At 72.4% G+C, this 13674-nt stretch carries 11 protein-coding genes; 6 read left to right on the top strand and 5 right to left on the bottom strand.

All coding sequences use genetic code 11. The features are described from left to right. Window positions 1-28 precede the first annotated feature (28 nt). Together ABEA93_RS21940 and ABEA93_RS21935 are read right to left on the bottom strand one after the other, a co-directional pair. On the bottom strand, window positions 29-1699 hold the full coding sequence (locus ABEA93_RS21940) for an N-acyl-D-amino-acid deacylase family protein (protein ID WP_345677379.1): 1671 nt from the start codon (window positions 1697-1699) through the stop codon (window positions 29-31). Further along, window positions 1696-2883 carry an amidohydrolase family protein gene (locus ABEA93_RS21935; protein ID WP_345677378.1) on the bottom strand — a complete coding sequence of 396 codons (1188 nt, stop codon included), beginning with the start codon at window positions 2881-2883 and terminating at the stop codon, window positions 1696-1698. The genes ABEA93_RS21940 and ABEA93_RS21935 overlap by 4 nt, the downstream gene beginning before the upstream one ends. A gap of 138 nt (window positions 2884-3021) precedes the next feature. On the opposite strand from ABEA93_RS21935, the gene ABEA93_RS21930 reads away from it, so the two are divergent. The 3 genes from ABEA93_RS21930 to ABEA93_RS21920 all read left to right on the top strand — a co-directional run bounded on the left by ABEA93_RS21930 (window position 3022) and on the right by ABEA93_RS21920 (window position 6087). Continuing rightward, window positions 3022-3651, top strand: coding sequence for a TetR/AcrR family transcriptional regulator (locus ABEA93_RS21930; RefSeq protein WP_345677377.1), 630 nt, complete (start codon window positions 3022-3024; stop codon window positions 3649-3651). A 168-nt stretch (window positions 3652-3819) separates the two neighbouring features. Next, complete coding sequence (locus ABEA93_RS21925) at window positions 3820-4986, top strand: aromatic ring-hydroxylating oxygenase subunit alpha (RefSeq protein WP_345677376.1); 1167 nt, start codon at window positions 3820-3822, stop codon at window positions 4984-4986. A 210-nt stretch (window positions 4987-5196) separates the two neighbouring features. Further along, a complete protein-coding gene (locus ABEA93_RS21920) occupies window positions 5197-6087 on the top strand; it encodes an alpha/beta fold hydrolase (protein WP_345677375.1) in 891 nt (296 codons plus the stop codon). Between the two features lie 35 nt (window positions 6088-6122). On the opposite strand, the gene ABEA93_RS21915 is transcribed toward ABEA93_RS21920, so the two are convergent. Then, window positions 6123-6533: an ATP-binding protein gene (locus tag ABEA93_RS21915; protein ID WP_345677374.1), complete on the bottom strand. Its 411-nt coding sequence runs from the start codon at window positions 6531-6533 to the stop codon at window positions 6123-6125. A 362-nt stretch (window positions 6534-6895) separates the two neighbouring features. Here ABEA93_RS21915 and ABEA93_RS21910 point away from each other — a divergent pair, with 362 nt between their 5' ends. The 3 genes from ABEA93_RS21910 to ABEA93_RS21900 all read left to right on the top strand — a co-directional run bounded on the left by ABEA93_RS21910 (window position 6896) and on the right by ABEA93_RS21900 (window position 11616). Next, entirely contained in the window at window positions 6896-7771 is an 876-nt protein-coding gene (locus ABEA93_RS21910) for a helix-turn-helix domain-containing protein (RefSeq protein ID WP_345677373.1), read from the top strand. Next, window positions 7768-8031 (top strand): DUF397 domain-containing protein, encoded by a 264-nt coding sequence (locus ABEA93_RS21905; protein WP_345677372.1) that lies wholly within the window; start codon window positions 7768-7770, stop codon window positions 8029-8031. The genes ABEA93_RS21910 and ABEA93_RS21905 overlap by 4 nt, the downstream gene beginning before the upstream one ends. A 198-nt stretch (window positions 8032-8229) precedes the next feature. Beyond that, on the top strand, window positions 8230-11616 hold the full coding sequence (locus ABEA93_RS21900) for an AfsR/SARP family transcriptional regulator (RefSeq protein ID WP_345677371.1): 3387 nt from the start codon (window positions 8230-8232) through the stop codon (window positions 11614-11616). Window positions 11617-11738: 122 nt separating this feature from the next. Here the strand turns inward: ABEA93_RS21900 and ABEA93_RS21895 are convergent, their stop codons facing one another. Both ABEA93_RS21895 and ABEA93_RS21890 read right to left on the bottom strand, forming a co-directional pair. Then, window positions 11739-12581: an ABC transporter permease gene (locus ABEA93_RS21895; protein ID WP_345677370.1), complete on the bottom strand. Its 843-nt coding sequence runs from the start codon at window positions 12579-12581 to the stop codon at window positions 11739-11741. 48 nt (window positions 12582-12629) lie between these two features. Continuing rightward, complete coding sequence (locus tag ABEA93_RS21890) at window positions 12630-13604, bottom strand: ATP-binding cassette domain-containing protein (RefSeq protein WP_345677369.1); 975 nt, start codon at window positions 13602-13604, stop codon at window positions 12630-12632. Window positions 13605-13674: the final 70 nt, after the last annotated feature.

The raw sequence follows: 13674 nt of genomic DNA, 5'->3' as shown, positions 1-13674 counted from the left end.
CGTCGGCGGTGCCCCGTGGCACGTGGCCTCACCCCCGCACCGGCACCCGGACCACCTGGCCCGGGAGGCCCGCCTCGTCCTCGCGGGCCCCGTCGACCTGGATCGGGGTGCCGTTGACGATGACGTGGCGGATTCCGGTGGGCTGGTCGGCGGTGAGGCGTTCGCCGTCGGCGGGGAAGTCGCGGACGCGGCGGACCGGGCCCGGCGCGACGGTGGCCGGGTCGAAGACGACGATGTCGGCCCAGCAGTCGGGGCGCAGGTAGCCGCGGTCGGTCAGGCCGAGGAGGTCGGCCTGCACGCCGGTGAGTTTGCGTACGGCCGTTTCGATGGGCATCAGCGACCGTTCGCGGACCCACTTGCCGAGGAAGTCGGTGGCCTGCGGGGCGTCGCACAGCTGGCCGACGTGGGCGCCCGCGTCGGACAGGCCGAGGGTGCAGTGCTCCTCGGTGAGGATGCCGAGCAGGGCGTCGACGTCGTCGTTGGCCAGGATGCAGCGCATGCGCAGGCCCAAGTCCGGCTCCTGCAGGGCCAAGTCGAGGAGGACGTCGAACGGGTCGCCGCCGCGCTCGGCGGCGATCGCGTCGAGGTGCCGTCCGACCAGGTCCGGGTTGGCGGGGGCCTCGTCGACGAGGTAGGTGCCCCAGCGCGGCACCAGGAACGCGCCCTCCTTCTCCCACGCCGCGCGGGCGCGCTTGCGGAACTCCGGGTCGGCGTAAGCGGATCGGCGTTCCGCGACGCCGCCGGCCATCAGTTCGCCGAAGGCCGGGTTGGAGTTGAGGGTGAACGGCTCCACGAGGCTGAAGGAGAACGTCAGCGGCCGCGGGCTGACTTGCGGCCACACCTGCGCGCCCTTCTCCCACCCGGCGCGGTTCAGCGCGACGAGCCGGTTGTGGGAGCCGGCCGGCGTGGTCATCAAGGCCGTGTACGTGAACGGCACTCCGACACCGGGCTGGATGTCGTACAGATCCGGCACCCCGAGCTGTTCGCCGGGCGTGAACTCCACGATCCCGCGCCGCTCTTCGCGGACGACGGCGAGCAGCGCGTCGATCTCGGCACGGTCCGCGAGGCGGCTCGGCACCGGCTTGCCGTCGATGCCGCGGTGGGTGGGGGCGAAGCTGGTCGCGAATCCCGCCGCGCCTGCCCGCAGGGCGGCGCGCAGCACCTCGGACATGCGGGTGATCTCCGCCTCGTCGGCGGCGCGTTCGTAGGCGTCCATGCCCATGACGTACAGCCGCAGGGCGGTGTGGCCGATGTAGGCCGTGTAGTTGAGGCCCACGCCACGGCGTTCCACGGAGTCCAGGTACTCGCCGAAGTCGACGAAGTCCCACGGGATTCCGGCGGCGAGTGTGGCGACGTCCATGTCCTCGACGTTCTCCAGCGTGCGCGCGATCACGTCGTGGTGTTCGGGGCGCGTCGGGGCGATGGAGAAGCCGCAGTTGCCGGCGACGACGGTGGTGACGCCGTGGAAGCAGGACGGAGTGAGGGCCGGGTCCCAGAAAACCTGCGCGTCGTAGTGCGTGTGGATGTCGATGAAGCCCGGTGCGACGACGTGGCCGGTCGCGTCGAGGGTGCGGCGGCCGGTCAGGCCGGTGCCGATCGCGGTGATGCGGCCGCCGGTGACGGCGACGTCCGCCGCGTAGGGCGCGGCGCCGGTGCCGTCCACCACGGTTCCGCCGGTGATCACCAGGTCTGCGGTCATGCGTCGGTGCCCCTTCCTTGCTGTGCTTGCTGTGCTTGCGGTGCCTGCCGTCCGTCGAGCGAGAGCCCGTACAGGTCGGCGCAGTTGCGCCACAGGATGGCGTCGCGGACGTCGTCGCCCAGGTGCGCGGTGTGCTCCGCGAGGACGTCCTGCGAATGCGGGAACGTCGAGTCGGAGTGCGGGTGGTCGCTGGCCCACATCAGGCGCCGGTGGTCCATGAGGTCGGCGACGCGGAACGCGACGGCGTCGTCCTGGAACGTGAGGTGGATGTGGTCGCGCACGTATTCGCTGGGGAGGCGCGCGAGTTCCCGGTCGCCGAGCCAGTTGTGGTGGTACTTGACGGCGTGGTCCGCGCGGTACATCCAGTGCGGCATCCAGCCCGCGTCCGCTTCCACGCACACGACCTTGAGGTCCGGCACGCGGTCGAAGACGCCGCCGAACACCATCGTGCCGATGACGTCCTGGCAGCCGCGCATGATGCCCAGGAAGCTGTTCATCTTCGGACCGCGGTACTGCGCTCCGCCGATCTGGTCGTTGCCGGACGTGAGGATATGGAACGCGACGGGCAGCCCGAGTTCGGCCGCGGCGCGCCACAGCGGGTCCCACGCCGGGTTGTCGTAGTCGCCGATCTCGCTTTCCGCGGCGGCGTGCCCGGGCATCATGACGCCGCGCAGCCCGAGTTCCTTGATGCGCCGGAAGTCCTCGACACCTTCGGCGACGCTGCGCAGCGCGGTCTGGCCCACGCCGATGAGCCGGTCCGGCGCGTGGGCGCAGAACGCCTCGGCCATCCACAGGTTGTAGGCGTCGAAGCAGGCCTTCTTGTAGTCCGCGTCGGGGTGGTTGCACAGCAGCATGCCGACGGACGGGTAGATCACCTCCGCGGCGACGCCGTCGCGGTCCTGCTCGGCGAGGCGCGCGGCCGGGTCCCAGCCGCCGGGGTGGAGCTGCTCCCAGTCGGTGAACTCGAACGGGCCGACGGTCTCGGGCGGGCGTCCGGCGGCGGCGACCATCCCGTAGGGGATGCGGTTGCGGCCGTTGTCGATCTCCATGACGGCGCCCATGCGCGGGTCGGTCGCGGCGACGGGGGCGCGGTCGCGGAAGCGCGGGTCGATGCGGTCGACGTAGCAGTCGCCCGGCTCGGTCACGTGCGAGTCGGCGGATATGGCGAACAGCGGGGTGCCCATGAGGTGGGGTCCTCTCCCGCAGGGCCCTCCTGCGGGAGGGGGCCGTGCGATGGACAAGCGTGCGAGGGATGCGCTGCGGGGAAGCAGCCGCAATTGATGAGTGCACATTAAGAAGGGCGTCCGTTAGTTTCAATGCTCGTGGGACGCAATCCGGAAGCGACGCGGCGCGAGCTGCTCGACAGTGCCGCGCGGCTGTTCGCCGAGCGCGGTATCGCCGCGGTGTCGCTCAACGAGATCAACACGGCCGCGGGGCAGCGCAACGCGTCGGCACTCCAGTACCACTTCCGGTCCCGGGAGGGGCTGCTGCGGGCGCTGCTGGAACGCCATCTCGCGCAGTTGCGGGAGCGCCGCGACGAGCTGCTGGGGGTCGCCGACGCCCATCCGGAGAAGGTGCGGCGCGCGGCCGAGGCGTTCGTGCTGCCGCTCGCCGGGTTCCTGGAGGAGGACTGGCGCGGCCGCGCGTTCCTGCGCATCGTGGCCGAGCTGATGGCGGATCCGTCGCGCAGCGCGCCGGAGGTCCGCGAGCTGCTCGACGCGACGGCGGCCGACGAGGCGTACGCGCGGATCTGGAAGCACGGCCGCGGCGTCCCCGCGGTGCTGCGTCCGGAGCGGATGCGGGTCGGCGGCTCGATGGTGCTGCACGCGCTGGCCGACCGGGCCAGGCTGCTGGAGCACGAGGGCAAGCCCACCCAGATCGCGCCGGAGCTGTTCGTGGGGAACCTCGTGGACATGTTCCTGGCGGCGACGCTGGCACCGGTCGGGCGGTAGCGGCGGCGAGCCCCGCGGCGCGGCCGGGGGCGGCCGGGCGCGGCCGCGCGGAGCGGCCGGCCGGGAAGCTCGTTGACTCGGTCAGCAACCCCTCCACATAATGAGGTCTCATTATTCAGCGCCGGGGCGACCGGACCGGTCGAACCACGCCCACCCAGGGGGTCCGCCATGAAGCACGCCGACGTCGTCGCCACCGCGCGCCGCATCATCGGGCACTTGGAAGCACGCACCCTCGATCTCGGCGAGGCCCCGCTGCGCGTGGACGCGTCGGTGTTCACCGACCCGGAGCGCCTGGCCCGCGAGCGCGAGGTCCTGTTCCGCCGCACGCCGCAGGTGGTGGGCTGGGCGGGCGAGGTCGCCGAGCCCGGCGACTTCCTGGCCCGCGACATCGACGGTGTGCCGGTCCTGGTGACCCGCGACGAGGGCGGGGAACTGCACGCGTTCCTCAACGCCTGCACGCACCGCGGCAAGCCGGTCGCCGACGAGTCCGCCGACCGCGAAGGCACCTCGGGCACCGGCTGCGGCACCGCCCGCCGCTTCCTGTGCAGCTACCACGGCTGGCAGTTCGACGGCCGCGGCGCGCTCGTCGGGCTGCCCGCGCGGCAGCAGTTCCCGGGCATCGACCCGGCCGAGTTCGGCCTCAAGCGGCTGCCGGTGGCGGTGTCCGCGGGCCTGATCGTGGTCGGCCTGCGGCCGGACGTCGAGGTCGAGGGCGCACTGGCCGACGTCGAGGACGCCTTCGCCGGCTTCCCCTACGACCGGACGCGCGCCGTCGTCAGTGAGACCTTCCGGCTGCGCGCCAACTGGAAGCTGACCGTCGACATCAACCTCGAGGGCTACCACATCCCCTTCCTGCACAAGGCGACCATCAACGGCCTCGTGCTCAACCACGGCATCGTCGACACGTTCGGCCCGCACACCCGCTTCGCGGTGCCCATCGCGGGCGGCTTCGAAGGCCTCGCCGTGGTGCCCGAGGAGCAGTGGCCGGCCCGGCTGCCGATGGTCAACGTGCAGACCGTCAGCCCGTCGACCGTGCTGATCGAGAGCCCGCTGAGCACCACGATGCTGCGCGTCTACCCGGGGCAGGTGCCCGGCGAGTCGGTGATCCACATGACCGAGGGCACCTGGGAGCCGCTCGACGAGCGGAGCATCGCGACGGCCCGCATCAACCACGAGACCAACAAGGGCGTGCTGGTCAACGAGGACTTCCCGGGCGCGGAAGCCTGCCAGCGCGGATTCTCCGCCGGCCTGGACACCATGGTCGTCGGGATGGGCGAGTCGGCGGTGGCGCACTGGCACGAGGTGTGGGACAAGGCGCTCGCCGACGCGAGCTGAACCGAGCAGCGCGACCCGCACAGCGCGACCCGAACAGCGCGACCCGAACAGCACGGCTCGAACGGCACGGCCTGAACCGCGCGGCGTGACCGGCGCGGGCCGAACAGGGGAAATCGGCAGGTCGGCGGGCCGGAACCGGGAGCCCCGGGTGAGGTCCCGGCGGGTGATGTGGTGTGATCGACGAGGAAGGAATCATCGGAGGTCACACGCGTGAGCCACGTCGAGACGGTGCGTTTCGAAGTCGCCGGGGTGCACTTGTCGGGGCTGCTCGCGCGCCCGGACGGCGGTGCCGCGCGCGGCACCGTGCTCGCCTTGCACGGCGGCGGGTCGCGCGCCGCGTACTGGCACCGGGACAACGCGCCGGACGCGTCGCTGCCGCTGCTCGGCGCCTCGCTCGGCTGGACCGTGCTGGCCGTCGACCGCCCCGGCTACGGCGAATCCGCCCGCGACGCCCGCGCCCGCGTGAACCTGGACGGCCAAGCCGACCTGCTCTTCGGGCTCCTGGACGTGCTGCCCGCCCACCTCGGCGCGGCCTACGGCGCCGGGGTCTTCCTGGCCGCGCACTCCATGGGCGGGATCCTCGCGCTGCGGATGGGCGCCGCGGACGCCGGGCGCGACCTGCTCGGCATGGCCGTCGGCGGCGTCCCGCTGCGGTACAGCCCCGCGAAAGCCGAGGCGATGGCGCTGGTGCCGACCGACCGGGAATTCGTGCCGCCGATGCGCGCACCCGGGACCGGGCCGGAGACGTTCTTCGGGCCGCCCGGGTCGTACGACCCCGGGCTGCTCAGCCGCGACGGCCGCATCGGGGCGCCCGTCCCGACCGCCGAGTTCGTCGACGCCCGCGACAACCCGCTGACCTTGCCGGGCGTCCTCGGCAAGGTCCGGGTGCCGGTGCACTGGACGGTCGCCGAGTTCGAAAGCTCCAACCAGGCCGGCCCCGCCGTCCTCGACGAAGCCGGGCGGCTGCTCGGCCAGGCGCCGCGCGTGGAACTCCACACCCAGCCCGGCGTCGGGCACAACCTGAGCCTGCATTACGCGGCCCGCGCCTACCACCTCCGGGTGATGGCGTTCGCCGAAGAGTGCCTGCCGCGGGGGAGCTGACACCGCGGGGAGGCGAAGCGGCGCGGGGCCGCGATTCACTCCTGAGAGTGGAACGGGGCGTCGCTCTCCAGGGTGAACCACACGACCTTGCCGCTCGAGGTTTCCTCGGCTCCCCACGCCGCGGCGAGGCACTCGACGAGTGCCAGCCCGCGGCCGAACTCGTCGTCCAGGCCGCCGCCGCGTGCGGCCGGCAGGCGCGGACTGGCGTCCCGCACCTCCACGCGCAGGCGCGCGCCGTCGTGCCGGAGCGTCAGCGAATGCCACGCTCCCGGTCCCACGTGGACCAGCACGTTGGTGAGCAACTCGCTCAATAAGAGGCTTGCGACATCGCCGAGTTCGCCAAGTCCCCAGGTGCGCAAGGTGTGTTCCGCGGCGCGGCGGCTGCGGCTCACCCCTCGGTCCGAGGCGGCGAGCTGGACGCAATAGTGACGGACGTCTTCCGCCATCACCGGCATGGTCTTCCTCCGTGGGGACACGCATGGCGTGCGTGGGATCGGGGGTCCTCAAGGCCGGGCATGAAGCCGTCGGGGCGACCGAGAGTGACCCTGAGACGACGGTGGGTCAGATCGGACATTCAGCGTGCCGTGCGACCACCAACCCTGCAACTCCCATCTTTGGATTGTCGGGTGATTGTTCGTACTGGCCACGAAGCCGCCCATCGTGGTGCACACTGTCCCCCCGCCCACGTTGCCGCGCAACGCGGCCGGCCCGCGCCGGAACGCGGGCGCGGAGCCCGCCGGGCCCGCGGAAAACCAACCGGCACATAGGCACGACCCGGCACGTACGCACAACGCCCTGGAGGTGCATCGTGGCCTTAGCCCCCAACCCCACCGTCCGCCAGCGTCGGCTCGGCACCGAACTCCGGCGCCTGCGCGAAGCCCGAGGCCTCAGCCTCGAACACGTCGCGGCCCGCCTGGAGTGCTCCGACTCCAAAGTCAGCCGCATCGAACTCGGCCGCAGCGGCGTACGGCCGGTGGATCTGCGGATCCTCCTCGACCTGTACGCCGTCGACGACGACGCCGAGCGCGAGTCGCTGCTCACCCTCTCCCGCGAGGCCAAAAAGCGCGGGTGGTGGCGCAGTTACTCGTCGGTGCTGCCGCCGTCGTACACCGAGCTGCTCAGCCTCGAAGCCGATGCTTCGGGCATGCGCGGTTTCGAACTGTCGCTCGTCCCCGGCCTGTTGCAGACCCCCGACTACGCCCGCGCGGTCATCTCGTCGGTCCGCGACGACCTGGCGCCCGACGAGGTCGACACGCTCGTGCGGGTGCGCGCCGCCCGCCAGTCGATCCTCGACCGGACCGGGCCGGACGGCGAACCGGCGTTCCAGCTCACCCTCGTCCTCGGCGAGGCCGTGCTGCGCCAGCACGTCGGCGGGCGCGAGAGCATGCGCGCCCAACTCCTGTACCTGGCCGAGGCCGCGACGCGGCCGAACATCCGCATCCAAGTCCTGCCGTTCGCGTGCGGCGCACACCCCGCCATCGAAGGGGCGTTCGCCGTCATCGATTTCCCCGCACTTTCCGATCTGGACGTGGTGGTTGTCGACACGCGCACGAGTAGCCTCTATCTCGAGGAACCCGAACACGTCCGCGTCTATCACCGGATGTTCGAGGACATCCGCGCTTCCGCGCTCTCGTACGGGGACTCATCGTCCATGATCGAGCACGCTGCAAAGGAATTGTCTTGAGCAACGCACAGCACGATCCCGCACTTTCCGTTCCTTCGGCCGACCCGGCCGCGGCCTCCGTCGCCGCAGTTCACCCCGGGTCGGGCTGGCGCCGCAGCAGCTTCAGCGGCGGCGCGAACAACTGCGTGGAGGCCCGCCCCGACGGCGCCTTCGTCGCCATCCGTGATTCGAAGAAGGTCCGCGGCCCGATCCTCGCCGTCGACCCCGCGGCATGGACCGAATTCCTCGGCGCCCTCGCCCCGCGGGCCCCCGGACACTGAGGCAAATCACCCCGGGAATTCACCACAAAGGGTGATCTGAATTACCCGTGCGGGTGAATTCTCACGATGATCGTTCCGGCCTGAAGCGCGTCCGTGGCACCCCGGTCCCGAGTCCGGGGCGACGCGGCGGGCCCGCGCCGCGCCGCCCCGGCCCCCTTTTTTCACCGGGAAGAGTGGGCCACCTGGAAGAGTGGGGGTGTGCATGTCTCGGTGCTGGGCCCGCTTCAGGTGCGGGACGACGAAGGGGGGCCCCTCGCGGTCTCCGGCGCACGCCTGCGCGTGCTGCTGACCCGCCTCGCCCTCGACGCCGGCCGGCCGGTCCCGGCCGACCGGCTCGTCCACGCGGTCTGGGACGCGGACGAGCCCGGCGGCGCGGCGAACGCGCTGCAGTCGCTCGTGTCCCGGCTGCGGCGCATGCTCGGCACCCACCGGATCCGCTCGGGCCCCGCCGGTTACACGCTGGCCGTCGAACCGGACGCCGTCGACGTGCACCGTTTCGAACGGTCCGCCGCCGACGGACGTACGTTTCTGGCCGCCGGGGACCTCGTCGCCGCCGACCGGCACCTCACCGCCGCACTCGCGCTGTGGCGCGGGCCCGCGCTCGCCGACGCGGCGGGCGCCGCGTGGGCGGTCGGTCCCGCGGCCCGCCTCGAGGAAATGCGGCTGACCGCGGTCGAGGACCGCATCGACGCCCGGCTCCGGCTCGGCCGCGCCCACGAAGCCGTCGCCGAACTCGAACAACTGGCCGCCGAACACCCGCTCCGCGAACGCCTGCACGGACAGCTGGTCGCGGCTCTCGACACGGTCGGCCGCCGCGCCGACGCGCTCTCCGCCTACCAGGCCTTGCGCGACCGCCTCGCGGAGGAACTGGGCATCGACCCGTCGCCGGAACTGGACGCGGTGCACTTGGCGGTACTGCGAGGCGAGCGGACGGTGGTGGCGATATCGGTGCCGCCGGGCGACGAGACGGCCGCGGTGCCGGGTGGCGACACGGGCGAGGGTGCTGCCGAGGCGGCCGAACCGCAGCCGACGGCCGCGGCCGAACCGCCGGTGCCCGAACCCGGCGCACCCGCAGCCCCCGCGCCGCCGGCCGCCCCCACACGCGACCCCGTCGCGGACCGCGGCTCCACCACCCGGTCCACCAACCTCACGCTCCGGCTCACCAGCTTCGTCGGGCGGGTGGACGAGCGGGCGAAGCTGGCCGGGTTGCTGGCCGAGTCGCGGTTGGTGTCGGTCGTCGGGCCCGGGGGCGCGGGGAAGACGCGGATCACCGTGGAGACCGGGCGCGAGCGGCTGCCCGACTACCCCGGCGGCGTGTGGTTCGTGGAACTCGCGTCCGTGCACGACCCGCTCGACATCCCGCATGCGATCGTCTCCGCGCTCGGGCGGCGCGACGTCGGGATCCTCGGCGACCTGCTGGAGACCACCACCGGCAAGACGACGCGCGGCCGCGACGCACTCTCCCAAGTGGTCGAAACCCTCTCCCGGCGCCCGGCGTTGCTGATCCTGGACAACTGCGAGCACCTCGTCGGCGCCACCGCGGAGATCGCCGATCTGCTGCTCGGCGAAGTCCCCTCCCTGCATATCCTCACCTCGACCCGGGAACCACTCGGCGTCCTGGGCGAAACCCTCTACCCGCTCGGCCCGTTGGCGCTGCCGCCGAGCAACGCCGGTGCCGACGAAGCGATGCGCTACCCGGCCGTGCGCCTGTTCGCCGACCGTGCCTCCGCCGTCCGCCCCGGCCTCGCCGTCGACGACGCGAACCTCGCCGCCGTCGTGGAGATCTGCCGCCGCCTCGACGGCATGCCCCTCGCGATCGAACTCGCCGCCGCCCGCACCCGCGCGCTCTCCCCGCAGCAGATCGCCACCCGCCTCGACGACCGCTTCCGGCTGCTGACCGGCGGGAACCGCACCGCGATGCCGCGCCACCAGACGCTCCGCGCCGTCGTCGAATGGAGCTGGGACCTCCTCGACGACCGCGAACGCGCGGTACTGCGCCGCCTGTCCGTGTTCGCCGGCGGCGCCACCCTGGACGCCGCCGAGGAAGTCCTGCCCGACGGCTACGTCGTGCACCGCGACGACGTCCTCGACCTGCTCACCGGGCTCGTCGACAAGTCCCTCGTCGACGTCTTCGGCACCGGCGAACCCCGCTACCGCATGCTGGAGACCATCGCCGCGTTCGCCGCCGAACACCGCGAGCGCGCCGACGAGACCGAGACCACGGGCGCCCGCCACCTCGTCTGGTGCAAGGCGATGCTCGACGCCGTGGAGCCTGAGCTGCGCGGGCGCGGCCAGCTCGCCGGACTCGCCGCGGTCGGCGCCGAACACGACAACATCGCCGCCGCGCTGCGCCATGCCGTCGATCGCGACGACACCGCGTCGGCCCTGGCGATCGTCGGCCGGCTCGGCTGGTACTGGCAGATCCGCGGCTACCACCGCGAGGCCCGCACCTGGATGGCCGAGGCGTTGGCGCTGCCGTACGACGAGGTCACCACCGACCGGGCCAACGCCGAGTGGTTCTACGGCATGACGCTGGCCGTCAGCGGCCGCGAACCCGAGTCGCTGCGCTGGCTCATGCGCGCCCGCTGGCACGTCCGCCACTTCGACCCCGAGGCGATGCCGCCGACGCTCCGCCTCATGCGCGCGCTCACCGCCGCGTTGCGCGACTACCACCTGGGCACCTTCAGCGCCGAGGAACTCGAACCGGACCCGGCGTACTACAACGACCCGTGGACGCGCGGCTTCCACGACCTGATCCGGGGGCACCTCGCCGTCAACGTCGGCATGACCGATGCCGGCCTGCGCTGGCTGCGCGCCGCCCGCGCCCAGTTCGCCGAAATCGGCGAACGCTGGGGGCATTCGTCGGCGGTCGCCGGACTGTCGGAGGTGTACGCGTACACCGGACGCCTCGACGACGCCATCGCGGCGATCGGCGAAGGCCTCGGCCTGGTCCGCGAACTCGGCGCACCCGAGGACATGCCCATGCTCCTCATCCGGCGCAGCCTGCTGCGGGTCATCATCGGCGACCGGGCCGGGGCGCAGGCGGACGTCGACGAGGCCGCGCAAGTGGCGGCGGACGGCGAGACGGCGGGCGGGATGATGCTCGCGTACGCGGGAGCTGCCGACATCGCCCGGCTGATGGGCGATCTCGCGGAGGCCGAACGGCTGTTCGCCAAGGCCCTGCGCGAAATGGAGCGGTCCCACAACCGGCCCGGGCAGGTCTCGGCGCGGATGTTCCTCGGGATCGCCTACATCGCCGACAGCAAGGGCGACCGGACGGGAGCCCGGGACGCGCTCGACCGGGCGACCGTGGTGGCGCTGGACACCCGCGACATGCCGATCATCGCCGGGGTGGCCGAGGGCCTGGCGTGGTGGGCACAGACCGAAGGCGACTCGGAGCGCGCGGCGTTGCTCCTCGGTGCGGCCGTCACCCTGCGCGGGCACACCGATTTGGGGCATCCCGACGTCGTGCGCATCACCGGCGACGTGCGCGCGGCGCTGGCGCCGGAGGTGTTCGACCGGGAGTTCGCCCGCGGGGCGGCGCTGCCGCCGGCCGAGGCGGAAGAGCTGATGCGGCGCAGTTGAGCGCCGACGCCGCGACGGCGGGCCGAGGTCGTCTCGGGCCGCCGTCGCGGGGGTTGTGCGGGTCCGGTGATTCCGTTGGTGCGGGTTCTCCGCCGGGAGCGGGGCATGGGAGGGGCGTCCGGTCAGGACTTGTTGCGGTAGGCGCGGACCGTGAGCGGGGCGAAGACCAGGAACAGGCCGGCCGACCAGCCGAGGGTGATCAGCGCGTGGCTCGCGACCGGGCCGCCGTCCACGAGCAGGTTGCGGATCGCGGTGGTCAGGTGGGTGACCGGGTTGAGCTTGACCCAGGCCTGGAGCCAGCCCGGCATCGTCTCGGTCTTGGCGAAGATGTTCGCGCCGAAGGTCAGCGGGAAGCCGACGAGCATCGCGGTGCCCTGGACGCTGCGAGGGTTGCGCATGACGACGCCGAGCAGCGCGAAGATCCAGGACATCGCGAACGAGAACACCAGCACGAGCCCGATCGCGGCGGCCGTCTCCATCGGGCCGGTCTGCACGCGGAAGCCGATCGCGGAGCCGAAGCCGAACACGACGGCGATCGCCACGATGTACCGGCACAGGTCGCCGACGACGGCGCCGGCGAGGGGTGCCCACCGGGAGATCGGCAGCGACCGGAAGCGGTCGAACACGCCCTTGGAGATGTCCTCGCACAGCCCGACACCGGTGCCGAGCGACGCGAACACGACGGTCTGCACGAGGATGCCCGGCAGCGCGAACTGCAGGTACTCGTGCGTGCTGCCTTCGATCGCGCCGCCGAACAGGTAGACGAACATGACGGTGAAGATCACCGGTTGGAGTGTCAGGTCGATCAGTTGTTCGGGTTGATGCTTGAGTCGTACCAGGTTTCGCCAGGTGAGCGTGAGGGTGTGGCGGACCACCGCGAACGGGTCGGCCCGGTGGCGCGCGGGAGTCGGGGCGGGGGCGACGGGCGCGGGGGTGGCTTCGCGGGTGGGGAGGGTGGTGGTCATGGGGGGACTCCTTCTCGGTGTGCGGCTTGTGGGTGGTCGGGGTGCGGGTCAGGCGGCCTTGTCGGCTTCGGTGCCGTCGGCGTCGTCCGCGCCGCTGCGGTGACCGGTGAGTTCGAGGAAGACCTCGTCCAGGCTCGGCAGCCGCAGGGCGAGTTCGGTGGCCCGGATGCCGGCGTCGTCCAGGCGCCGGACGACGGCCGTGAGGAGCCCCGGGTCCGGGACCGCGACGGTGACCAAGCCGTTGCGGAGGTCGGGCTTGCGGCCGGCCAGCTCGGCGAGGATCGCGGCGGTGTCCTCGGCGCGGGCCGGGTCCTCGGGCCGGATCTCCAGGCTCTGCTCGCCGACCTGCGCCTTGAGCGCGGCCGCGGTGCCGTTGGCGATGACGCGGCCCTGGTCGATGACGGCGATGTCGTCGGCGAGCTGGTCGGCCTCGTCGAGGTACTGCGTGGTGAGCAGCACGGTGACGCCCTCGTCGCGGACCAGCCCGCGCACCAGGTCCCACACGTCGCCGCGGCTGCGCGGGTCGAGACCGGTGGTGGGCTCGTCGAGGTAGAGGAACTGCGGGCGTCCGACGAGGCTCGCGGCCAGGTCGAGACGGCGGCGCATACCGCCCGAGTAGGTGCCGGGCGGGCGGCCGCCGGCCTCGCTGAGCTGGAAGCGTTCGAGCAGCTCGCTCGCCCGCGCCTTGGCGTCGGCCCGCGACAGGTCGAGCAGCCGTCCGAGGAGCAGCAGGTTCTCGAACCCGGTCATCTCCTCGTCGACCGAGGCGTACTGCCCGGTCAGGCCGATCAGCCGCCGCACGTCCGCCGACTGCTTGACGACGTCGAACCCGGCGACCCGGGCGCGGCCCGCGTCGGGGGTGACCAGCGTGGCCAGCACCCGCGTGGTGGTGGTCTTCCCGGCGCCGTTCGGGCCGAGCAGCGACAGCACCGTGCCTTGCTCCGCGACCAGGTCGATCCCGGCCAGTGCGGTGGTCTTCCCGTACCGCTTGACCAGCCCTTCGGCTTCGATGGCGTAGGTCATGTGCTCCTCCGTTCCGTCGGCCGGCGGCCTTGGCGGCCGTCGGCGCTGTTCTTCCGACGAGAACCAAGGT

The organism is Yinghuangia aomiensis, assembly GCF_039542225.1.
Taxonomy (GTDB): Bacteria; Actinomycetota; Actinomycetes; order Streptomycetales; family Streptomycetaceae; genus Yinghuangia; species Yinghuangia aomiensis.
Note: the sequence above shows the minus strand (reverse complement) of the source record. Positions and strands in the feature narration are given on the sequence as shown.